Genomic DNA, 20898 nt, shown 5'->3' with positions numbered 1-20898 from the left:
CGTTACTTTAAGCACATTTTTTCACAAAGTCTTCGATAGTCTTATTTTAATTTTAACATAAATATCCAAATAACTTCACAATTATCATACAATCCACTTACCAAATCACCACAAAATCACATACCCTCCAATAATAATTTCCGTCAATGAGAAATGACCTGTGAATTGATGTGTGATTTTTAAATTAAATTACAAAAAACATTGATATAACAAGAAAAATCGCACAGTGAATTTCAATGTGAAAATCCGTGCGATTTGCTTTGTGTTTTACTTGATTGCACCTCTGAAGTAAACCCATTACCTTTATAGTTCCTGTTTTTACTTTTATCAACTCGAAGTCCTTCTCACAAAAAGGTTCAAATACAAAATCACTAAAATTAGAATCATAATGGCAAAGTAAAGGCTAAATATGCCTGGAATAACTGTGGCCATAATATTAGGATCTGGAGCAAGCACTAAAAATGCAGATGCACATAAGGCAAGTAAATGCCCTGCCAATGTAAGGTGGAACGCTTTGCGACAGTTATGAAAATTGGATTCTTGTAATTTTTTTATTTGTTTAGAAAGTAGAAATGAAAAATAAATAAATACGATAAAATATAACATCAAAAGAATATATATTGGCATTTTTGATGGAGGAAGGTACAGATTAAAAACATTCTCTGCTATCCCCTTTTCATCTAACCAAAATGCTAAATGGAAAATAAATAGTAAAATACAGATCCCGAAAAAAACCAATTCACTCAGTGCTATTCGAAAAAACATCCTTATGGTCGACATTAGCCATCCCCCTTGTCATTCACATTATTGAACTGTCTCTAGTATTAAGTCCATTCAATTGACTTCTTCAGCTTATAAAATGGTATTTTTCTCTTCAGCTATCCTTCTTCAACCTTATGTCACAAAAAAGGGAATAGAGGATACTATTTAATTACAACTATGTGCCCTACCCCTCAAGTAAAACTCATATAATACAGAGCATCACCATGTTCCGTTTCCACATAAATCATCCCTTTATACCCATCATTCGTATCATACAACAGAGTTCCTTTCGGTAACTTTGTTGCGGAAAAATTGGTGAAAAACAGGCTGGATGTCGTAACTTTTTTGATCTTCCCGATTTCCTTCCCTTTTTGGATTTGATTCTTTTTTTCTTGAAACCATTCCAGCTTGGTAACATTACTATAGATCAATCCATCATATTTCAGGATATCCGCGTCTTTGTTCTGCTTCAGAACGTCTCGTGCAGTCACTTTCCCGCCATCTGCACTGCATCCAGCCAGGAACAGGACTACTAGAGTCAGGAATATAAATAGGACGTTTTTTATTCTCACGCTTTGCTCTCCTTTCAGATTCATTTTCCATATTACTGCGTCCCTGCCCATCCCCAAGCAAGCAGCATACATAAGTCTCTCACAGGGTATACTCAAAGAGATGCTCATATATGGGAGGTTTTACTAGTGAAAGAAAGCTCTTCAACAGAACGATATATGCCTATGACTTCAACAATGAGCGGGATGATTCAGAATGGGGAGAATGGTGTCTACAGCCTGACTGTCCAAATTGTAAATGTTTGTTTTGTCCGTGTTTCCGAAGAACCAGGTGACTGGGTGCTGATTGATGCAGGAATGCCAAAGTCTGCTGATAAAATCATTGAAGCAGCAGAGGAGCTTTTTGGTGAAGGAGCAAGACCAAAGGCTATAATACTGACACATGGCCATTTTGATCATGTCGGCGCGATCATCGACTTAGTCGACCGCTGGCAGGTTCCTGTTTATGCCCATCAGCTAGAGTTACCTTTTTTAACAGGCCAACAAGACTATCCTAAACCAGATGCCACTGTAGAGGGTGGCCTCGTAGCCAAGATATCTCCTACTTTCCCGCATGAAGGAATCGACCTTGGAACACATGTACAAGCTCTCTCCGAAGATGGAACCATCCCGCATATGGACGGATGGACATGGCTTCATACACCGGGACATACACCTGGCCATATCTCACTATTCAGGGAAGCCGACCGCGTCCTGATTGCCGGCGATGCTTTTGTCACGGTCAAGCAAGAATCTCTCTACAGTGTGCTGACTCAGGAACAGGAAATAAGCGGTCCCCCACGGTATTTGACGACCGATTGGGAAGCAGCCCGCACCTCGGTCCAGAAGCTGGAGGCACTGCAGCCTACCTATGCCATTACCGGGCACGGAATACCGATGGCAGCTGGGACTTTAAGAGAAAACCTCAAAAAGCTCGTTGATGAATTTGATGACATCGCCATCCCTGACTACGGGAAATATGTGGATGGAGAGAAATAAATAGTTTCATGGGCTTGCCTGGGATGGCAGGCCCTTTTCTATTTATTTCAATTCCCAGATACAGTCCCGAATGAGCTAATCCCCCAATTTTTAAACAAAAAGTTAGTTTAAAGATTATATTCCACAAAAACAGCGTTAATCCTCCCCAGAGATTAACGCTCGTATTTCAAGGATCAAACAAGACCGGACCTTCCTCAATGCCCTTGATCCATCTATATTCCTGACCATCCAAGCCCTTTTTCATCCATACATCAGTCTTATTGCCAATCTGACGCAGCCAGGTAATGGTCGTTCCGACAACTTGTGGCTCACGGTCTAATTCGTTCTTTTTCGGATGGGAAATCTGTGTCTGTTCATCTGTTTTTATATCGATCGAATACAACGCTGTGAACATCGTTGGAACCGGTCCTTCATCCCACTCCTTGTTTTCTTTCGAACGAGCTACAATCACTTTATCAGGAGAATACCAATCTAAATCAAGATCAACATACCCTTCTGGTGTATATTGCTTTTGCTGGATTGCTGCAGGTATATCTGCGATGGTGGTTTTCTTGTTTTCCACAAAAAACCTTCCTTCCCCTGAAATATAGGCAAGTTGATTTTCTGAAGGCGCCCACTTCATCCAGTCTTTATAGCCCAGCATATTCCCTACCGCCAGAAATTGTTTTCCCTCGTTGTTCAGAACACATAATGTATTGCTATCCATTGACCAAGAAGCCGTTGGAATCAAGATGAAAGCAACCCATTTGCCGTCATGACTCCATTTGAAAAAATCAGCATCGATCCCGAACAAGTCGGGTTCACGTGTTTTAATTGTATAGAAGGATTCCATCTTATTTTTATCAAGATTCGCGGTGACCGGTATTTTATAAAGTGGAACAGGTCCCCATCCGGTTGGACGCAAACTTGATTGAGAGGAGACAATGAATTCCCTTCCATTTGGGAACCATTCAAATCCACTGACACCCAGCGCCACATTTTCGAAACCCTTAGGCCTGCCATCCTTCATTTTCGTCACATTCAGCACACCATGAGAATTATAGGCTAATTGATTTTTAATCGGTGACCATTTATAATCAGATGTTTCAATTTGATAAGGCTGAAAGCTCTCTTTTTCATGGGTATCATAAATGAATAGGTTCGACTTTTCACCCTGTCCATCCCCGTCAATATAGGCAATGAACCGGCCATCATACGACCATTTCGGCGATTGCACAAATCGGCCTTTGGTCACCTGTATCTCCTGATCGCCAGTTTTGATCCACAATTGGTGATCACGGACAAAGGCAGCAGTAAGCGGCGCATCAGCACCTGCCTCTATTGGTAAAAGAAAAAATAACATTGCATACAATAAGATCTTCATTCTCAAGAACATCCCTCCTATTCATAGGGTGTCCTGTCAATGGAGGAGGATTCTTATTGAAAGGGTTATTTTACGATAAAAATGGGTAAAGAATTGGTATACTAACCAACTTGCTTGCTAAGTACTTTCTGCTGAGCTTTCTTTTGTCGGGTGGTAAAAGAGGGTTTTGCGGGAGGTGGTTATGTGAGCAAAATCTATGGCATTCCCAATCTAGTCGCATACCTGGCCTTGGCAGGCTATCCGCTAACCGAGGAACAGATCCAGCAATCCATTGCTGAGAAAGACATCCCGCATCTAAGACCTACTCAAAATCTATATGTCTTCAACTCAGAGCATATTGATTGGTGGATCCAGACGAAGCGGCTGGACCATAGATGAAACCCTGCGATTCGCAGGGTTTTACTTTTTGGCAGTATAAGTGTCTTGTTCATTGAGTTCGATAAAATAATGGTCCTTGCGGTAAGAAACAGCCTCCATCGTGGCGATCAGGCTTTGCTCATGAAAGATCTCAATTCGATAAAATCCCGTACGAAAGTTCCGTCTTACTTCAATTGCGCGCGCGACTATTCTGTCTCCTGAATTAGCTGCTTCAATAAACTGGATGGTTGTCGATAGCCCGACAGAGGTTTTTCCATATGCATTACAAGCTACCGAAAATGCATGGTCCGCCAAAGCGTACAAAACTGCTCCATGAACAGTTCCATGGGCGTTCAGCATATGATCCTGGACTTCGATCTGGGCTTCTGCTAAACCAGCCTCAAACTTCGTTAGCTCAATCCCTAATGATTGTGCATATGGGTCATTTTTGACCAAATGATAAATTTGTTCGTAGTGTTTTTCATGAATTTGATTCTCATCTAATTTTCTTCTTCAAGATGGCATCCCTCTTTATCTGAAAAAGTGGTTTCGCATAAAAACCCTCTTACCCTTCATAAACTTTAACGAATATCGTCCCAAATAACTTTTCTCCGATATACGCCTCCAACTTCCACAAACCTTCTTTAGGAAGAGACATATTAGAAGGAACGTGCTGGTCTGCTCCGTTATTCGGACCTGCCAAAGGGCGACCTTCCAATATCGTAATCTGTTCCCCGCTTCCTTTATGGACGGCGACCACCTTTAATTCACCCTTGAACTCTTCCCCATTTCCCCAAAAGTGCCACATATATTTATTGATTTTATCAGGATAAAATTTCGTCACTTCCGTGTTATCAAAAATAAACCCTAAACGTCCTTCCTCGCCAATCATCTGATAATTATCGACCTTAAACATTGGACTTTCTTCCCAATCCTCAGCCGCACTGACCACCTTTTCTTGTTCTGGCTCTGATTTATCGATGTAGTCATCATCACAAGCAGCCATTGTAAAAAAGAAAACTAAAACAACCAGGAACATGGATAACTTCAAGCAAACACCTCCGATCGGATTCAGGGAATTACTTACAATTAGAAGTTCTCCATTTAGCATCTGTTTTCCTTTTTGTTGTTGAAAAAGAAACAGCCACCTGGATAGCGACTGTTTAAACAACTCAAGTACTTTTCTCACTCGGATTAGCACTCTATTTTTTAAATAGAAATCATTTAAGTTCTAAAATACTTTTTAATTCAAGTGTTTTTTCTTCTTTGAAAGTTAGTCAGATGACACGTTCTTTTTATTTACAATAAATTCGAGAATATAAAAGTTAATGCATGCATTTACGGGAATGAAAAAAGCAAAGATAAAAATCCCTAAACTAGCAAAAAATCCGTCTACTCCTTTCAAATGAAACACTTTATAAAATATAATCATTGCAGCTGACAATATAAGTGTATTGATTAAAAACCCCATGAACAATCCCAGCCATTTACTGCCTTCCTTTTTAAAAAACCAAATAGAGATTAAAGAGGATAGGATTAATGAAAAAAGTAAAGTGAGATAAACCGCTATATTCATGTAAATCACTCCTGAAAAGGCATGGGACCAACGTTCTTCGAAGAAAATTTTCACTAAGCTGAAATTCCTGAAACTTAACAGAAAATAAGGCTTACATCCTGTTTTAGTAAACACTTCATGAATCTTACATTCTATAAACCTAAGCTTAATTCCTCTAAATCTAAATGGCAGATAGTTTCTGATTAATAGAGATTTTAATTTAATAATCATTGGTGTTTTGAGCATTATTACCTTGTAATTTAACGGTTAGTATCATAATTTATACGGTTGGCTCAAATAATTTAACGCTTGGGACAACTTTTCAGTGCGTATCTCAATTTTAATCCTTGTTAAACAGATTTTAATTCAGTTTGATCCCATTTTTAAGCCCTGTTAGGATTTTAATCCCCGTTGATTCATTTTTAATCCCCGTTAAACAGGTTTTAATCCCAGTTGCTTCATTTATAATCCCTGTTGAACAAACTTTAATCCCCGTTGATCCGTTTAGTCTCTGTTCAACACGATTTATTTCCAGTTGGTCCGGTTATATCTCCAGTTAATCCAACTATATTTCCAGTTTCACAAGATTTATCACATATTAGCCTATTCAAGCAGATCATCATCATACTGAGCACACAAAAGGCTGAGTCAGCAAGTGCCGGACTCAGCCAAAAATTTCTTTAAGTTAATGCTCGTTTTCAAGTTCAATTCGCCTTCTTCTTCTCATATTTAAGCACGAAAAGTGGTTCATTTTCCATCCACTCGGCAAATAGGACATCTTCAAAGTGATGGATTTTTTGCTTTTCTAATTCATTTTTCAGCCATTGTTCATCGAGACCAGCTTCTTTAAGATTTTTGCTCACCACTTCGCCATCGAGAATCATATTGACTGGCAAGTTGGGATCGTCTGCTTTGATTTTCATATCGCTATTTTTAGGTGTGTCATAATCTGCTTTGGGCAGGACACTGACCATTCCATTCGTTTCTATGATTGCGTATTCCACTTCCCTGAGTGAAAAATAACCTTGTTGTCTGACGAGACTTTGCAACTGGTTGATATCCAACTTCGCTTTTTTCAGTGCCTCGAATTTAATCTTCCCTTTGCGCACCACAATGTTCGGCTCGCCCTCCAGCAGCTTCCTGGATGACATGAATTTTTGTGTAACGGTCTCAGTAACATATACAAGCACTCCCCACAAGGTAACGGCAAACGCAATTTCGCCAATCTTCACTTCGTGATCATAAATCGCATTACCCACGAGTTCGCCTAGGATGATAGCTGAAATGAAATCAAAGGGAGTAATCTGAGAGAACTGTGTCTTCCCTTGCATTTTTGTCATGATAAATAAAAAGACAAATCCACTTGTTAACTCTACTGCAATTGATAAGTAATGATTCAACACTCCCACTCCTTCCATACCATTATGGGAAGATTTTAGGAAATTGAACCGTCCTTTTACAAAAATCCTCCATAATATGACAAAACTCCAATATCCTGTCATAAAAACGAGAAATATTCTATTCCATATACCGGTAAAACATGTAACTTTTATGAAAAAACATCGTTTATAAGGATGTAAACAGCAGGCCATGACTATTTGAACAGATTGGCTCTGAAAATTTATTCAAGGGGGATCGGGAATGAAAAAACTGATGGTTGCTATGATGCTACTTGTATCGCTTCTATTTTTCGAGGCACCGGCAGAAGCTGCTGGCGGGCACATGATTATCATCAATAAATCCAACAATCAACTAGCTTATTATAAAAATGCTAAGCTGGTAAAAACCTTCAAGGTGGGAACCGGGAGGAAAGCTTCCTATACACCAGAAGGCACGTTCAAAGTGGTGAACAAAATCAAGAATCGCCCATATTACAGCGGGAAAATACCTGGCGGAGATCCAAGGAATCCACTTGGCGACAGGTGGCTTGGTCTAAATGCGAGAGGAACATGGGGAACGACGTATGCGATTCACGGAAACAATAATCCTAAATCCATCGGCGGTTATGTAAGTGCAGGCTGCATCAGGATGTACGATAACGAAGTGCAATGGCTTTATGATCAAGTTAAGGTAAACACTCCGGTTGTCATCACATCGTCTAAAAAATCCTTCAACGCAATCGCAGCCGCTAACGGTTATAAAGTTACAGGGCAGGCATCCGTTCCAGTGACAGCTGTACCAACAAGCAGCACTGTCCTTAAGAAAGGCATGCGAGGCGCTGAAGTAAAGCAACTGCAGCAGGCTCTCACCAATAAAGGTTACAGCACGAAAGGAATTGACGGCGTATTCGGCCCTGCCACAGAAGCAGCCGTAAAGAAATTCCAAAAAGCGAAGAAACTAAAGGTTGACGGGATCGCCGGCCCAGCCACCAAAAAGGCACTAGGGTTAAAATAGGTAAAAGACGGTCCTCCACTCATAGGAAGGACCGTCTTTATTTACACGCCTCTAACTAGTTCCCGCATCGAATTCAGCTTTTCAGAAAGCTCCATGAACCATTCCTCATCGCCAGTAGAAAGGGCCAGATCAATGAGGTATTGAATTTGTTCCTTGTTTTTCACCTTCGGGTCAGGCAGTTTCTTCACTCCGTTTGTGGTCAATGGAATGGTTTTGCCCACCATGGTTTCATCATCACTTGATGTAATCGTTGCATTTACCTTTTCATCCAAAATATCAAGTGACTCTATATATCCGATGAATAATTCTCCATCCCTGGATTTCCCCTTGATCCAATCGCCTACTCTTAAAATCGTGTCATTATTGGACAACATATACGTCACCTCATTTATGATAATCTGTAACTTTTCTTATTACATTTCATACAGGAAAAATTTCAGCTTACTCACAGCAATCTTTTTCCTGCCGAATCAGATCCACTACTTCTTTGATCGAATATTGTTTTAAAAATTCACCCAAGTGTTCTTCTGCACCGAGGAAAATGGCAAACAAGACCTTGTGCATATTCGCACCGACCATACACTTTTCATTCGAATCAGGGCATTTTGGCTGCAAGGCTCCCTCGGATGTCAATTTATAGATATCCCAGAGATTCACTTCATTTAAGTCGAGGGCAAAAATGAATCCACCGCCCGTACCTTCTTTTGATTTAATGAATCCATGTTTCTTTAATAGACCCAATACTTTCCGAATCCTCACTGGGTGGACGCCAGCACTCTCAGCGATTTCGTCACTCTTAGACATCCTGTCCGGCTGAAGTGCTAGTAAAGTTAAACTGTGAATGGCAAGAGAAAAATCACTATTCATAACCTGCCTCCTTACAATGGCTAACTCTCACATTCTGTAATTTTACATAATATAGACAAAGTAGAGAAATTACAAATTTCCCGCTTCTAATTAGCCATGCTTTCCAAATCAAGTCCAGTAAATGTACGAAGCTTTCTTGGCAAGAAACTGCGGATTTCTTCCTCATTGTACCCAACCTGCAAACGTTTATGGTCCTGGATAATCGGACGTCGCAGCATCTGCGGATTTCTTCTGATTAGTTCATATAATTGATTCAGCGGAAGCGAGTCAATATCCACATCCAGCTGCTTATAGGTTTTTGAGTTAGTCGAAATGATTTCTTCTGTTCCATCCTCTGTCAAGCGAAGAATCGATTTGATTTCATCGACAGTGAGTGGCTCAGATACGATATTTCTTTCAATAAAATCAATTTCATGCTCCTGCATCCACGCTTTTGCTTTTCGGCAGGAAGCACAGCTTGATGTAATATATAAAGTTACCATCATACACAACTCCTTCATTTAACTGTAAAAATAAAAATTACAGATAAGCAACAATAGAATCTCAATCCATTTAAAAATAACGATACTGTAATATTAAACTTTACAGTTAACAAAGTCAATAGTCGTTTCCAATTCCCCACTCTTTCTTCATCCATTTTATCAATGTTTTAAAAATAGGCTCATCCCTTCGAAACTCCGTTGTAATCATCTCGTCAAAGTATATGAGGTGATAAAAAATGAAGAAGATTAAACGTTTCATGCAGGTTTCGTTGAGCATCATACTGATGATCTCATTACTCTTTTTCGCCAATGGATTTGGATATGCTGATGATGGTGCTGTCATTGTGAAAAAAGGCGACACTTTATATAGCCTTTCCAAGAAATACAATCTGACCGTCGAGGAATTGAAGAGTTTCAATGGCTTGAAGAACAATAGTATCTATATTGGCCAAAAACTCCTCCTTCCTGGCCTGAAGGAATCAGAACCGATGTATGCAGTTGTCGGGGGTTCTTATTCCAAGAAAGAAAATGCAAGCAAGCAAATCGCGGTCCTGAAAAAGAAAGGAATAGATGCAGCCGTCATCACAAAGGTCATTAACGATCAAACCTATTACCGCATTCAGGCTGGAGTATTTTCGAAAATAGAAAATGCAGAAAAACAAAGAGAACTGTTGCGTAAAATCGGCATTAAAGATGCTTATATTGTAACGAATAAGAATCTCCAAGTGCATGGTGTATATAATGGGTCCACATACAGCCAGCTTCTGCAACAATTCGGGAAACCAGTAAAAACCGAGGACCAGCTGAATATCAGGTCACTCTATTATGATGATGAAGGTGCAGGAGTCCGAGTGAATTTTAACATGGAGAATGGCTCCGTATTCGGTCTGCAGGCCTACCCTGAGTTTTTAAAGCTCGGTACTCTTCCGAAAGACAAAAACCAGGTGATCAATGTGTACGGATACCCGAATACCGTAAAAAACACTTCTTGCTATGAAAGCGCAACTTGCGAACAATTTATCTATCAATTTAACAAAAACAAGTTGATCATCCAGTTCGACCGCGATGGAAAGACTGTTCAGTATTTTGATTTAAGCAGAATGCAATAAAGTGCATAAAGGCCGCCACTAGGTGGTCTTTTTTCCATCAGCACTATTTTTGGATAAAATTCTTCCATGAATAAATAATAAAGGAGGATATATTTCATCTAAAAGGAGAAGATTCAAATGAAAAAATTACTGTCGATTGGTTTTATTCTTTCGTTGTTGCTGAATATGATGGCCGGTTCAACCCCTGCGTACGCTAAACCACATCATAAATGCATGACTAAATCAGAGGTTAAGTTTGAAAATGACTTTCGGAGACTATGGGTAGACCATGTATTGTGGACAAGCAATTATATTACAAGTGCGACAACAGCAGGTGCCGAGGATCAAAAAGATGTGCTTGAAAGGCTCCTGAGGAACCAGGAAGATATCGGCAATGCCATTAAACCGGTGTACGGAGAGGAAGCTGGAAACAAGCTGACGGATTTGTTGAAAGAGCATATTGTTATAGCGGGTGGAATTGTTGAAGCAGCAAAAAGTGGCGATCAAACAAAGCTGAATCAACTTAACAAAGAATGGTATCGAAATGCGGACGATATTGTGGCCTTCCTCAGCAGTGCCAACCCAAACTTAAAAATTGAAGAACTTAAAAAGTTACTGTATACACATCTTGAATTGGTGGCAGATGACTTGAATGCAAGCTTGAAAAAAGACTGGCAAGCACGGATCGTTTCAATAGATGATGGTATGACCCATATAATCATGATGTCAGATGTTATTTCTGATGCAGTTGTAAAGCAATTCCCTGGGAAGTTTAAGAAATAGCCATTCATAAAATCCTGGAGTCTTAGAGGGCTCCAGGATTTTTTGCGATTTTCTTTTTTCAACATACTTCCTCCAGCCTCACACCCTGGTAATAATCCTACTTGGACAGGCATAAGGTTTAATGTAAATTGAACAAAAGGGGCCAATACTATTGAAACGAATGATCGCACTTTCATGCTTACTGTTACTTTGCGTTTATTTAGTTTATAACACACCTCAAATTTCCAAGAAAAACACCGAGGTTGAAACAGTGGAAACAGGAGCAACGAAGGATGTAGAACAAAATGAAGAAATCCTAGATGCAATCCTGCCTGAATTTGAATATGTACACGAGAAAGATAAAGACAAAGAAGTAGACGGATACATCGTTGAAACATACAGAGAGTATGAAGTTCACCGTGACCAGAACGGCACCATCTTAAAACAGATCCCCACTTCGAACTATGAGTATGTGAGATATAAAAATTACTAAGCCGTTTTATCAGAAAAATAAGGAATGGAATCAACCATCCAATACAACAAAAGAGCCCAGGCTACGATGATTAACACACCTGCTATCCAATTATTCTGTTTCATCTTGCCAGTTGCAGCCACTTTTTCACGCGAATGCTGTATGACATGATCTGGCAGTATTTTTAAAAGAATGGCAATTCCTAACGGGATCAGGATTAAATCATCCAGATAACCCAGGGTCGGGATAAAATCAGGTATCAAATCAATGGGACTGAATGCATAGGCGACAACTATAATGGCAATTAGTTTAGCATAAAAGGGTGTATCTGGGTGTTTATACGCTTCAGCAATAACAAAGATCTCTTCTTTGATTTTTTTCATCCGCGTTTTAAATGTTTGAAAAAGCGATCCCACAAGATTCCCTCCATCTTTCTATTCTTATTTTAAAAATAATGAAAGCCTGGCACATGTCCAGGCTCTCTTGCTTTTACACTAAGAAGCAGCTTTCGTCTTCAGCAAACTGATGCCCATTCCGATGAAAACGATGCCAGTCAGACGGTTTAACACAACTCCGACTTTTGCATTCTTTCTGAGTTTTGATGTTGCCATTGAGGAAAAATAAGCCGTCAACAGGCTCCAGGTTCCCCCGGTCAATGTGAATGTCAGTCCCAGAATGATGAACGGCAGAGGGCTTGCAGCTCCTGCATCAACTGAAATGAATTGCGGCAAAAATGCCAGGAAAAACAAAGCGACCTTCGGATTCGTCACATTCGTGATCATACCCTGAAAAAAGATCTTTTTGTTGCTTTGGATTGGCAGGGCTTTCTGCTCCTTTCCGTGGCTCTTTTCCATTATCATCTTTATTCCCAAATAACCGAGATAGATGGCACCCGCAATTTTTATCGTTTGAAACAAAAAGGCTGACTGCGTCAATATAACAGATAAACCGAAAGCAGCAAGCAATGTATGGACAACCACTCCCGATGAAATTCCAAGGGCCGAATAGATGCCTGCTGTTCTTCCTTGAGATATGCTTCTGCTCACAATATACATCGTATCTGTGCCTGGAGTTAAATTCAACAGGATCGCCGTTATTAAAAACACTTCGAAATTACTGATTCCAAACATCGTTCATCTTCCCCTACCGTATATTATCATTCTATTAAACTACATTCTGCTGATGCTGCTGAATGTAAGCTGCTAACGCTTCTTTCAATTGCTGAATTTCTTCTATTGTATTATAAGGCGCAAGCCCGATTCGCACCCAACCACCTGTTGGATAGACATTGAGAACTTCTGCCATTGTGGAGGCGTAGAAGTCCCCATCTGCGACACACATATTGTATTTTTCCGAAAGCCATGCCGTTACATCGCGTGAACGATGACCTTCAATGGTAAAAGCAAATGTAGGTGTCCTGCGTCCAGAAGCTGCACGATAGAGCGTCACCTCCGGCAGGCTTCGTAAAAAGCTTTCCACTTCCGCTGCCAGCTCAGTTTCATGATCATCGATTGCATGCATTCCTGTCACCAGTCGTTCCCTTCGCGTCTCCCCATAACCCAGTTCTTCAATGAACCGAATCGCCCCCATTAGCCCTGCAATTCCTTCGTGATTTTGAGTGCCCGTTTCGAGCTTGTAGGGAATTTCAGCAGGTGCAGGCTTCAGTTTATAGACAGGAAGTTTTTCGAATAAGCTCTCCCGTACAACAGCGATGCCAACATGTGGACCGAAGAACTTATAGGCAGAACATAAAAGGATGTCACATCCTAATTCCTGGACATCGATCGATAAATGCGGCACTCCATGGACGGCATCGACCACCGCTAGAGCTCCAACTTCCTTCGCACGTTCTATGATTGGCTGCAAGTCCGTTACAGTGCCTGTCACATTCGATGACATCCCAGCTGCCACAAGCTTTGTTTTATCAGTAATAATCTCATGTAAATTCTCTAATCTTAAAGTAAAAGATTCAGGGTTCAGTTTAATGAATTTAATCGTCGCACCGCAGTCCCTGGCAAGGGTAACCCATGGATCTACATTTGCACGGTGGTCGAGCTCCGTGACCACAATTTCATCGCCTTCTTTAATAAAACCAGCCAGACTCCGTGCAATGGCAAAAGCATGTGTCGTCATATTGGCACCGAACGCCACTTCATTCGCCTGGCATCCTAAAAAATCAGCCACAGCCTCCCTTCCTTTGTCAAGCAATGCATCCGTATCGGCACTTGTGTTGAAGGTTCCATGTAGATTTGCCATGCCATTCCTTATGTACCGATACATGTACTCCATCGCATGATCGACCATTTGTGTACCGCCCGGCCCGTCAAAGTAAATCACTTTTTTTCCATTGTCTTCGCGACTTAACGCTGGGAACCTATCCCTCACCTGATCAATTGGAAACATATTAGCCAACCTCCATCACTCCTTCTGCCAAATTAATTCTATTTTCTTTCATTATGTCATAATTTTCTAATAATTACAGGGGTAATCTTTCGACAAACGAAAGAGGAACCATCTTCAACGGCTCCTCTTCCATTCTTATCTTTATTCCTCTTCGGGAAAATACGGACAAACAATAAAGCATTGACCGCTCTCTGAACAAACAATCTGGCAATCTTCGAATGGTTCCTCGCCAACTCCGTAGCAGGCTAAATAACAAATTGGTCCTGCACAAACCAATACACAATCATCCGGCACTTCACTTACAGGGATAACTCTTAGTCTCGGAAAAGGCACGCTATTCACTCGATGGCCGCAAAACAAATCAGATAAATCACCCTTCTGATCCTTTCTATCCATGATCTATCCTCCTTACCTTCAGGGTATTCATGGAGGGAGACAAGTGTATGGATGGCAGTTAGGAAATGAAGGAATTAGGCGTGCTCTACTGCTTATTGATAACAATCGATAATTTATAGCTCACATGATTGCTCAAGCCTGTCAGGAATTCATCCAAGATTTCATTTGATGGAAATTTGCATTCTAGCAGGTAACAGCTTTCTCCACTGACTTTATAGTTGTTCAACACGTATGTTCTATGTTTTTCTAAAAATGAAAGATAAGGTTGATGATTAGGGGTTTTCGTAAAAATATCTATAAAGGCATGAACGGAATAGCCCATTTTCATTTGGTTCACGTTTATCGTATACCCTTCAATGATTCCCAGATCCTCTAACTTGGCGACTCTAGATGAAGCAGCCTGGCCTGTCAAATGCACTTTTTCACCCAATTCCTTCATCGTAATCCGGCTGTTAAGGGTCAATTCCTCTATAATTTTCAAATCGGTGGAATCCAACATTTTTTCAAATCCTTTCAATAATCAAGTGAAAGAGCAAAAAGACTTGATTTAAGCTATGTAAGTCAAAAGCGGTCTTATTATAAACTATATATACATTATAGAAAAGGAGCTAATAAATATGAATATACAACAAATTCGAAATGCAACATTAGTTGTACAATATGCTGGCAAGAAGTTTTTAATCGATCCATTTTTGGCTGAAAAAGGATCATATCCTCCCTTCCCAAATTCATTAAGGCAGGACCAGAACAATCCTCTGGTCAGCTTGCCGTCCTCTATTGATGACATTATTTATGATGTGGATGCGGTCATTGTAACTCATTTACACTTGGACCACTATGATGATGCTGCCAAAGAGGCACTTCCGAAGGATATAAAAATGTTTGTACAAAATGAGAAAGATGCCAATTCTGTCAAAAATGACGGATTTAAAAATGTTGAAGTTTTACAGGAAGATACTGTTTTCAAAGGCGTTCAGTTAATTAAGACCAAAGGCGAGCACGGTAGAGGAGAAATATTAAAACTAGCCGGTCTGGTGTGTGGTGTCGTCTTTAAGCATGATACCGAGAAAACCTTATATGTTGCAGGAGACACAGTCTGGTATGAAGGTGTACAGGAAGCCATCGATACCCACACACCTGAAGTTATTGTCGTTAATGCGGGGGACAATCAATTCCTTCAAGGCGGTTCACTTGTCATGGGGAAAGATGATGTTCTTGAAGTCCATAAAGCCGCTCCTTCTGCAAAAATAATCGCCAGCCATATGGAAGCGGTCAACCATTGGACTATATCAAGAGAAGAACTAAAAAGCTTCCTGAATGAAAATGGAATATCGACCAGTGTATTGGTACCAAATGACGGAGAGTCATATACATTTTAAGAAATATAATAGAAAACTGCTCAGAACTTAAAAAAGTTCTGAGCTTAACTCGTTGATCCGCAAGCGGCGGTCTGTTTAAGTAAATCCTGCTTCCTCTTTTTGCAAGAAAGACTGATTGCTTAAAAAAGAAGATTTTCAAAGTACACACATATAAACCTCCAAGTGTGATACACTTTATTGAACGCTTTATATGTTACAAATCGATGGGGTGCTTTTTTGGAAAGTATGCAGTTAAAGGAAGTCAATGAACTTGCAGGCCTTACCAAGGGACATGGGTTATATTTTTTTAAGGATCAGGAGCTGTATGTCAGCAGATTGGTTGACTTTGTCCTATCCGGTCTGGATCGTGATGAATATTCCATCATTATTGAAAATGACCGAATCATACCCTTGATTACTAGAAGACTTAAAGAATCATTGGATGAAAGAAAATTAGATAAAGTTAAGTTCGTCAATAACTATGACTTTTATTATGCCAAGGGCGATTTCAATGTAAATTCTATTTTTGATTACCTCCCTAACTTAATCGATGGTTATTCAGAAATGGATGTAGTGATACGCACCTGGGCGCATGTAGAATGGCGGGATGATCACGAAATCAGCCAAAAATTGATTCTATCTGAACAAGCGGCCGATGTCATTGTCAGCGATACTGAACTTCTTTCTGTTTGTGCCTATGATTCAGAGCGGGTCAGCATTGAAATAGAAACAGGCCTTCTGAATTGCCACAACTTTCTTATCAAGGATAAAGCATGAATAAACCAGGCTCACCTATCAGGTGGGCCTTAATTTTTAACGTTTTTCGGACTAATTATTAAGCTAATAAATAAGTTAAAATTTCTTGGAACCGTTTCTTGAAGGCTTGATAATGATGTTCCGCTCCTTCGATCACTCGTAGTTCCGCTTCTATTCCTTTATGTCGGATCAGCTCGAATATCGCTAGGTTGGTCTTCAGGAATGGCCCTGCCAGTTTCTCGCCCCCTTCTTTTGTTCCGCAATCCAGATATACTTTTTCCAATTGAGATAAATCAGCTCTTTTCAACAACTGCTCCATTTTCTCCTGGTTACGGTAAAAACCTGAGGAAAGTCCTGCGATTCTTTTAAAAATCCAAGGGTAAGTGCAGGCAGCATATACAGTGACTAATGCTCCCAAAGAAATGCCGGCCATATAGGTTTCTGCCGGATCTGTACGATACTTCGAGTCTATTAGAGGCTTCAACTCATTCACAATAAACTCGACGTACTCCTTACCCTTCCCGCCTTCAGAACTCGGTTTCCCTAGAAGCTTCGCTGTGTATTCACCATTCTTCCAGGGACAATATTCATTGATCCGCTCAGGAGAATTCTGGTCAATCGCCACGACTATGAGCTCTACATCGTTTTTTTCCAGATAGTCATGCAGCTCCAACGCAACACCGCCAATAGCCTCTTGATTGCCAAACACATTCTGGCCATCATGCATGTACAGAACAGAATACAAATTGCCTGTATTCTTGGAAGGCACATAAACTCTAATGTTTCTTTCCTCGCCAAACAATGACACTGCGAAACTTTCAATCATCTCTATGCACACTCTTTCTAGTTAATTTGCAGAAAATTTTACCATAAACTTAAAGTTCCTTCTAGAAAAAATGCACAAAAAAGCATGGGATTTCCCATGCTTAGTTGCTGATGACCTTCATCTTTTTCTTATCGCTGCTTGAAATGACAACCTGGTATTTTTCGTCCTGAATGGCATTTAAGGCTTCATCGGACTCAAGAAAATCCTGGACTGTTTTTTCTATAGTTTCCACTACTTCCTCAATATCAGGATCAGTTGATTTCATGACCAGCTGAATCGAAATGTAAAAATGCTCTTTCTTATTATTAGAAAAGCCTACGGAATCGATCTTGTATTCAGGCTTTGCTTTTAACCCAATAGCAATTGAATCAAAAATTTTCATGAACTTGCCGCCACGTTCTTCTAAACCAGGATTATATTTGTATACTTTCACTTCCAGATCGCCAAGTTCTCTTTGTTTCAACTTTTCTTTTATTTCAAGGGGGATTTTTTTGATATTAGGTTCGTTTACCGGAAGCTCGAGATTGACTCGATTCACACTGATCCCGCTTGTGTGCCTTGGAGAATCATAATGATACTTGCCCAGCACTTCATATACCGTTTTCTCTATTTCAGCAATTTTTTTGTCGGTTTCTACATCAATCTTGCTCCACTGTACAGCAGTTTCCGGATCGTTAGTCACCCTGATTTCGTAATCACCTTCGTTCCTGTCCTTCAGGATTTCACTGATCATATCCTTAATGGGTGTTTTCATTTCTTTATAATATTCCTCCGTATTAAACACCATGACCTCGATATATTTTTCTTTTCTATTAACATGCAAGGCAATGTTTTTAAAGTTCTTATCCATGATCGCTTGATATATTTCATTTTCAAGCGTTTTCACCTGTATTTTATTTTCAAAAATAAGGTTAAGGTAAGGAATACGGGAGGCCACTTGGGCAACAGCTGGGGAAACAAAGGCTGTACTGATGAAAAGGCCTAGTACCGCAGCAGCTGAAAGCGACAGGATGGCCATTCTCTTTTTAATGATGACCGTTTTTTGCTTTCTTGTATGTCCCTGGAACCTCTTCCAATCCTCTTCGACTTGTTCTTCTGCTTCAGTGGTGATTGAATTTTTGGGTATCTCCTCGATGAATTGATAAATGCTTTCAGGTATCTCCAGTTGCTCAAGTGATTCGACCCGATCATTTTTATTAGATCCCATTGACCTTCACCTCCTGTAAAAATTGCCTGGATTCCTGTAGGATTTTTCCTAGGCTTTGTTTCCCCCGCTTCATCCTTGCTTTAACCGTATTGATATTCTCATTGAGTATGAGTGAAATTTCCTTCACAGACATGTCCTCATAATAATAAAGAAAAAGCGGCAAGCTCTGATCTCTTTTCAATTTCATCAGGTGACGAACCATTTCACTCTTACTTTCTTTATGTATGGCGATTTGCTGAGCTGACTCAGAAGTAATTTTCAGCTGTGCTTCATGACTCTCCTCATAATCGATGCTAGCATGGCGATTATTTTTACGATATATGTCAATTGATCGTGAATAGACAAGCGTATAAAACCATGCCTTGAAATTCGTGATGTCTTTCTTTTTCATTATGCTTACATACGCACCTTCAAGGGCAATCTGCAATGCATCCTCTGCATGCTCTTTCGACCTAAGAATGATATACGCTGACTTATATGCCGAAGATAATAATGGTTTCACGAGGATACTGAATGCCTCATGGTCTCCTCCCCTGACCCTATTGATTAATACCTGTTCTCCATTCATTGAGGAACCCCCTTTCCATTTGCTACATAAGTATAACGAAATGAAGGAATTATTTGGTTGCACTTTTTGAAAAATAATTGAAACAAAGGAGAAATCTTGCAGAAATAACTACACTCATAAAAATAAGCGCGGAACATTAAAAAAAGGCAAGGATTTTCCCCTTGCCTTTCCTTTCTTAGCTGTGCAAACTCGCTTTTAACCATGCCCTTGGACGATATGAGCCAATTGGAATCTGGATTAAGCTGGTTTCCCCTTTCATTCTATATAGCTCATCGGCCTTGCTTGAATCGAACCCCAGCAGCGGATGGCCGCCTAATCCAAGAGCAGATGCAGTTAATAGTAAACTTTGAACGAGCATACCTGCTTCCATTTGTAAGATCCGGTAGCCTCTGTACCCTAATTCTTCCCGAAAAAATTCTATATTGCCAGCGACATGCAAGCAAAGCGGTACTTGCATGAGATTCACATTATCAATGGACATCCCTGTTTGTAGCCGCAGCCGGTGGTCCCCTTGCTGAATTTCTTTTAAAGAGTGTCTTGCCTGGTTGTAAAAGTAGGCTCCATTCGGAATACCTTCTACATTATAGATACAGCCGTAAATTGAAACTCTGGGCTCATTGCTGTCATAAATATCGTCCAGATCATTGCGGTAGGAAAAAGCAGAGATTGACTCCTTCAACAAGGACGACAGTTGCTGCTGACTTATATTAGACATGATAAAGTCCATCTCTGGTGAGGAACGCTTTTTGCTTACCTCTGCCCAATCATACGCCAATGATTCAGTTTGCGGTAGATGGAACTGCAGACTTTTTTCGCTATTTACAGAGGGGTTACAGACCCTAGTAAACGACTCGGTGGACTCCAGTTTCGAGGCTTCGTTCAAAGCTATTAATTTCGGAAACTCTAATACTTTCTTCGACCTTTCATAAAGTTCAAATTCCAGCGGTTTCAGTTCCCTTTTCAATTTTTCTGACGATATGTTATTGCGGAAAGCTGCTCTATTTGCAGACCAGTTGGTCATTTCCACTGACAGCGGAATGATTGAATACACACTTTCCTCCTGCTCAGACAATCCGAGAAGATGATTGATTGCCGAATCCAAATACTCAAAGTAAACACCAGAAGCGAAACCAAAACGTTTGGACGCTGCCAGCAGCTGCCCCATCAATACTCCAGCATCCAATCCTTGCAGCCTGTAAGAGAAATTATTGTATTTAAAGAAGTTTTTCCAAAACATCGTTGAAATGAATGCCGTCCCAAAGCACGAAGAGATGTCACAACGGTCGCCAAGAGCAGCAGATATATAGGAGTCAAAATTCCCAGCCCTCAGCAAAACCAGGCGATGATGAGCCGGGTCATAATGGTAGACCCCCTCAGGCAGATCCCTTATCTTCAAATATACATAAAGTTCATTAGGATAAAGTCCCCCACCAGAAGGAGCATGCCTCCTAAAGGTATGGACGGGATCAGCATCATCAGAAAAATACGACTCGCTTACTTGCGTTATTCCATATGAATACCAGAGGAAATGTCCAATTTCCTCGATACCCGGCCTAGTTGGCGGTTTTTTTACTGCCAGAGACAAGGGAACCTCCCCGGATAGCGGCACCACTGGCAATCCTTGATACAGTTTATAGGAAAGAGGAGCGTCCTCCCAGTTTGGTTCCCAGTTTTCCTGATTGGCACCTTCGATATTAAACTGAAGATCGTTTATAAATTGATCAAGATTCATCCT

At 40.4% G+C, this 20898-nt stretch carries 26 protein-coding genes; 8 read left to right on the top strand and 18 right to left on the bottom strand.

Features of this window, described 5'->3' with window-relative positions; translation table 11 throughout:
- Positions 1 to 327: 327 nt before the first annotated feature.
- Positions 328 to 780, bottom strand: a complete 453-nt coding sequence (locus AB5I83_RS17740; protein ID WP_448977137.1) for a hypothetical protein — start codon at positions 778 to 780, stop codon at positions 328 to 330.
- 173 nt (positions 781 to 953) lie between these two features.
- Positions 954 to 1334 (bottom strand): hypothetical protein, encoded by a 381-nt coding sequence (locus AB5I83_RS17735; RefSeq protein ID WP_448977134.1) that lies wholly within the window; start codon positions 1332 to 1334, stop codon positions 954 to 956.
- 156 nt (positions 1335 to 1490) lie between these two features.
- Here AB5I83_RS17735 and AB5I83_RS17730 point away from each other — a divergent pair, with 156 nt between their 5' ends.
- Positions 1491 to 2309, top strand: coding sequence for an MBL fold metallo-hydrolase (locus AB5I83_RS17730; RefSeq protein WP_448977178.1), 819 nt, complete (start codon positions 1491 to 1493; stop codon positions 2307 to 2309).
- A 166-nt stretch (positions 2310 to 2475) separates the two neighbouring features.
- On the opposite strand, the gene AB5I83_RS17725 is transcribed toward AB5I83_RS17730, so the two are convergent.
- Positions 2476 to 3678 carry a translocation protein TolB gene (locus tag AB5I83_RS17725; RefSeq protein WP_448977132.1) on the bottom strand — a complete coding sequence of 401 codons (1203 nt, stop codon included), beginning with the start codon at positions 3676 to 3678 and terminating at the stop codon, positions 2476 to 2478.
- Between the two features lie 177 nt (positions 3679 to 3855).
- On the opposite strand from AB5I83_RS17725, the gene AB5I83_RS17720 reads away from it, so the two are divergent.
- The gene (locus tag AB5I83_RS17720; RefSeq protein WP_448977131.1) at positions 3856 to 4050 is read left to right on the top strand and encodes a hypothetical protein; all 195 of its coding nucleotides are present in this window, start codon (positions 3856 to 3858) and stop codon (positions 4048 to 4050) included.
- 21 nt (positions 4051 to 4071) lie between these two features.
- Here the strand turns inward: AB5I83_RS17720 and AB5I83_RS17715 are convergent, their stop codons facing one another.
- The 3 genes from AB5I83_RS17715 to AB5I83_RS17705 form a co-directional block, all read right to left on the bottom strand.
- Positions 4072 to 4485, bottom strand: a complete 414-nt coding sequence (locus AB5I83_RS17715; protein ID WP_448977129.1) for a PaaI family thioesterase — start codon at positions 4483 to 4485, stop codon at positions 4072 to 4074.
- Between the two features lie 109 nt (positions 4486 to 4594).
- Positions 4595 to 5080, bottom strand: a complete 486-nt coding sequence (locus tag AB5I83_RS17710; RefSeq protein ID WP_448977127.1) for a DUF4871 domain-containing protein — start codon at positions 5078 to 5080, stop codon at positions 4595 to 4597.
- A gap of 1208 nt (positions 5081 to 6288) precedes the next feature.
- The gene (locus tag AB5I83_RS17705; protein ID WP_448977125.1) at positions 6289 to 6984 is read right to left on the bottom strand and encodes a DUF421 domain-containing protein; all 696 of its coding nucleotides are present in this window, start codon (positions 6982 to 6984) and stop codon (positions 6289 to 6291) included.
- Positions 6985 to 7225: 241 nt separating this feature from the next.
- Here AB5I83_RS17705 and AB5I83_RS17700 point away from each other — a divergent pair, with 241 nt between their 5' ends.
- Positions 7226 to 7978 carry a L,D-transpeptidase family protein gene (locus tag AB5I83_RS17700; RefSeq protein ID WP_448977123.1) on the top strand — a complete coding sequence of 251 codons (753 nt, stop codon included), beginning with the start codon at positions 7226 to 7228 and terminating at the stop codon, positions 7976 to 7978.
- A 41-nt stretch (positions 7979 to 8019) separates the two neighbouring features.
- On the opposite strand, the gene AB5I83_RS17695 is transcribed toward AB5I83_RS17700, so the two are convergent.
- The 3 genes from AB5I83_RS17695 to spxA form a co-directional block, all read right to left on the bottom strand.
- Positions 8020 to 8352 (bottom strand): IDEAL domain-containing protein, encoded by a 333-nt coding sequence (locus AB5I83_RS17695; RefSeq protein ID WP_448977121.1) that lies wholly within the window; start codon positions 8350 to 8352, stop codon positions 8020 to 8022.
- 67 nt (positions 8353 to 8419) lie between these two features.
- Positions 8420 to 8845, bottom strand: a complete 426-nt coding sequence (locus AB5I83_RS17690) for an RrF2 family transcriptional regulator (RefSeq protein ID WP_167830463.1) — start codon at positions 8843 to 8845, stop codon at positions 8420 to 8422.
- Positions 8846 to 8931: 86 nt separating this feature from the next.
- Complete coding sequence (spxA, locus tag AB5I83_RS17685; protein ID WP_448977176.1) at positions 8932 to 9327, bottom strand: transcriptional regulator SpxA; 396 nt, start codon at positions 9325 to 9327, stop codon at positions 8932 to 8934.
- Positions 9328 to 9563: 236 nt separating this feature from the next.
- Here spxA and AB5I83_RS17680 point away from each other — a divergent pair, with 236 nt between their 5' ends.
- The 3 genes from AB5I83_RS17680 (at position 9564) to AB5I83_RS17670 (ending at position 11670) form a co-directional block, all read left to right on the top strand.
- Positions 9564 to 10436 (top strand): LysM peptidoglycan-binding domain-containing protein, encoded by an 873-nt coding sequence (locus AB5I83_RS17680; RefSeq protein WP_448977119.1) that lies wholly within the window; start codon positions 9564 to 9566, stop codon positions 10434 to 10436.
- Between the two features lie 117 nt (positions 10437 to 10553).
- Positions 10554 to 11198 (top strand): glycosyltransferase, encoded by a 645-nt coding sequence (locus AB5I83_RS17675; RefSeq protein WP_448977117.1) that lies wholly within the window; start codon positions 10554 to 10556, stop codon positions 11196 to 11198.
- 151 nt (positions 11199 to 11349) lie between these two features.
- A complete protein-coding gene (locus AB5I83_RS17670) occupies positions 11350 to 11670 on the top strand; it encodes a hypothetical protein (RefSeq protein WP_448977115.1) in 321 nt (106 codons plus the stop codon).
- Here AB5I83_RS17670 and AB5I83_RS17665 read toward each other — a convergent pair.
- The 5 genes from AB5I83_RS17665 to AB5I83_RS17645 all read right to left on the bottom strand — a co-directional run bounded on the left by AB5I83_RS17665 (position 11667) and on the right by AB5I83_RS17645 (position 14947).
- Positions 11667 to 12065 carry a YkvA family protein gene (locus AB5I83_RS17665; RefSeq protein WP_448977113.1) on the bottom strand — a complete coding sequence of 133 codons (399 nt, stop codon included), beginning with the start codon at positions 12063 to 12065 and terminating at the stop codon, positions 11667 to 11669. The two genes, AB5I83_RS17670 and AB5I83_RS17665, sit on opposite strands and share 4 nt — an antisense overlap.
- A gap of 78 nt (positions 12066 to 12143) precedes the next feature.
- A complete protein-coding gene (locus AB5I83_RS17660) occupies positions 12144 to 12779 on the bottom strand; it encodes a LysE family translocator (RefSeq protein WP_448977112.1) in 636 nt (211 codons plus the stop codon).
- A 34-nt stretch (positions 12780 to 12813) separates the two neighbouring features.
- Positions 12814 to 14052: a cysteine desulfurase-like protein gene (locus AB5I83_RS17655; RefSeq protein WP_448977174.1), complete on the bottom strand. Its 1239-nt coding sequence runs from the start codon at positions 14050 to 14052 to the stop codon at positions 12814 to 12816.
- Positions 14053 to 14193: 141 nt separating this feature from the next.
- Positions 14194 to 14448, bottom strand: coding sequence for a hypothetical protein (locus AB5I83_RS17650; protein WP_448977110.1), 255 nt, complete (start codon positions 14446 to 14448; stop codon positions 14194 to 14196).
- 85 nt (positions 14449 to 14533) lie between these two features.
- Positions 14534 to 14947, bottom strand: a complete 414-nt coding sequence (locus AB5I83_RS17645) for an Lrp/AsnC family transcriptional regulator (protein ID WP_448977108.1) — start codon at positions 14945 to 14947, stop codon at positions 14534 to 14536.
- Between the two features lie 118 nt (positions 14948 to 15065).
- On the opposite strand from AB5I83_RS17645, the gene AB5I83_RS17640 reads away from it, so the two are divergent.
- Both AB5I83_RS17640 and AB5I83_RS17635 read left to right on the top strand, forming a co-directional pair.
- Complete coding sequence (locus tag AB5I83_RS17640) at positions 15066 to 15827, top strand: MBL fold metallo-hydrolase (protein WP_448977106.1); 762 nt, start codon at positions 15066 to 15068, stop codon at positions 15825 to 15827.
- A 225-nt stretch (positions 15828 to 16052) separates the two neighbouring features.
- Positions 16053 to 16583, top strand: a complete 531-nt coding sequence (locus AB5I83_RS17635) for an MEDS domain-containing protein (RefSeq protein WP_448977172.1) — start codon at positions 16053 to 16055, stop codon at positions 16581 to 16583.
- A 58-nt stretch (positions 16584 to 16641) separates the two neighbouring features.
- Here AB5I83_RS17635 and AB5I83_RS17630 read toward each other — a convergent pair whose 3' ends face one another.
- From AB5I83_RS17630 to AB5I83_RS17615, 4 genes are all read right to left on the bottom strand, one after another.
- Complete coding sequence (locus AB5I83_RS17630; protein WP_448977104.1) at positions 16642 to 17388, bottom strand: alpha/beta hydrolase; 747 nt, start codon at positions 17386 to 17388, stop codon at positions 16642 to 16644.
- 100 nt (positions 17389 to 17488) lie between these two features.
- Positions 17489 to 18595, bottom strand: coding sequence for a DUF4179 domain-containing protein (locus AB5I83_RS17625; protein WP_448977102.1), 1107 nt, complete (start codon positions 18593 to 18595; stop codon positions 17489 to 17491).
- A complete protein-coding gene (locus AB5I83_RS17620) occupies positions 18585 to 19163 on the bottom strand; it encodes an RNA polymerase sigma factor (protein WP_448977100.1) in 579 nt (192 codons plus the stop codon). The genes AB5I83_RS17625 and AB5I83_RS17620 overlap by 11 nt, the downstream gene beginning before the upstream one ends.
- Positions 19164 to 19338: 175 nt before the next feature.
- Positions 19339 to 20895: a SagB family peptide dehydrogenase gene (locus AB5I83_RS17615; protein ID WP_448977098.1), complete on the bottom strand. Its 1557-nt coding sequence runs from the start codon at positions 20893 to 20895 to the stop codon at positions 19339 to 19341.
- Positions 20896 to 20898: the final 3 nt, after the last annotated feature.

The organism is Mesobacillus sp. LC4 (assembly GCF_053543455.1).
The sequence above is the reverse complement of the archived record's forward strand: the minus strand, read 5'-3'. Positions and strand labels throughout refer to the sequence as shown.

Coding starts and splice junctions, on each gene's coding strand:
- AB5I83_RS17740 (WP_448977137.1), bottom strand. CDS start 780: ATGTCGACCATAAGGATGTTTTTTCGAATAGCACTGAGTGAATTGGTT.
- AB5I83_RS17730 (WP_448977178.1), top strand. CDS start 1,491: ATGCCTATGACTTCAACAATGAGCGGGATGATTCAGAATGGGGAGAAT.
- AB5I83_RS17700 (WP_448977123.1), top strand. CDS start 7,226: ATGAAAAAACTGATGGTTGCTATGATGCTACTTGTATCGCTTCTATTT.
- AB5I83_RS17695 (WP_448977121.1), bottom strand. CDS start 8,352: ATGTTGTCCAATAATGACACGATTTTAAGAGTAGGCGATTGGATCAAG.
- AB5I83_RS17690 (WP_167830463.1), bottom strand. CDS start 8,845: ATGAATAGTGATTTTTCTCTTGCCATTCACAGTTTAACTTTACTAGCA.
- spxA (WP_448977176.1), bottom strand. CDS start 9,327: ATGGTAACTTTATATATTACATCAAGCTGTGCTTCCTGCCGAAAAGCA.
- AB5I83_RS17680 (WP_448977119.1), top strand. CDS start 9,564: ATGAAGAAGATTAAACGTTTCATGCAGGTTTCGTTGAGCATCATACTG.
- AB5I83_RS17675 (WP_448977117.1), top strand. CDS start 10,554: ATGAAAAAATTACTGTCGATTGGTTTTATTCTTTCGTTGTTGCTGAAT.
- AB5I83_RS17660 (WP_448977112.1), bottom strand. CDS start 12,779: ATGTTTGGAATCAGTAATTTCGAAGTGTTTTTAATAACGGCGATCCTG.
- AB5I83_RS17655 (WP_448977174.1), bottom strand. CDS start 14,052: ATGTTTCCAATTGATCAGGTGAGGGATAGGTTCCCAGCGTTAAGTCGC.
- AB5I83_RS17650 (WP_448977110.1), bottom strand. CDS start 14,448: ATGGATAGAAAGGATCAGAAGGGTGATTTATCTGATTTGTTTTGCGGC.
- AB5I83_RS17645 (WP_448977108.1), bottom strand. CDS start 14,947: ATGTTGGATTCCACCGATTTGAAAATTATAGAGGAATTGACCCTTAAC.
- AB5I83_RS17640 (WP_448977106.1), top strand. CDS start 15,066: ATGAATATACAACAAATTCGAAATGCAACATTAGTTGTACAATATGCT.
- AB5I83_RS17635 (WP_448977172.1), top strand. CDS start 16,053: ATGCAGTTAAAGGAAGTCAATGAACTTGCAGGCCTTACCAAGGGACAT.
- AB5I83_RS17630 (WP_448977104.1), bottom strand. CDS start 17,388: ATGATTGAAAGTTTCGCAGTGTCATTGTTTGGCGAGGAAAGAAACATT.
- AB5I83_RS17625 (WP_448977102.1), bottom strand. CDS start 18,595: ATGGGATCTAATAAAAATGATCGGGTCGAATCACTTGAGCAACTGGAG.
- AB5I83_RS17620 (WP_448977100.1), bottom strand. CDS start 19,163: ATGAATGGAGAACAGGTATTAATCAATAGGGTCAGGGGAGGAGACCAT.
- AB5I83_RS17615 (WP_448977098.1), bottom strand. CDS start 20,895: ATGAATCTTGATCAATTTATAAACGATCTTCAGTTTAATATCGAAGGT.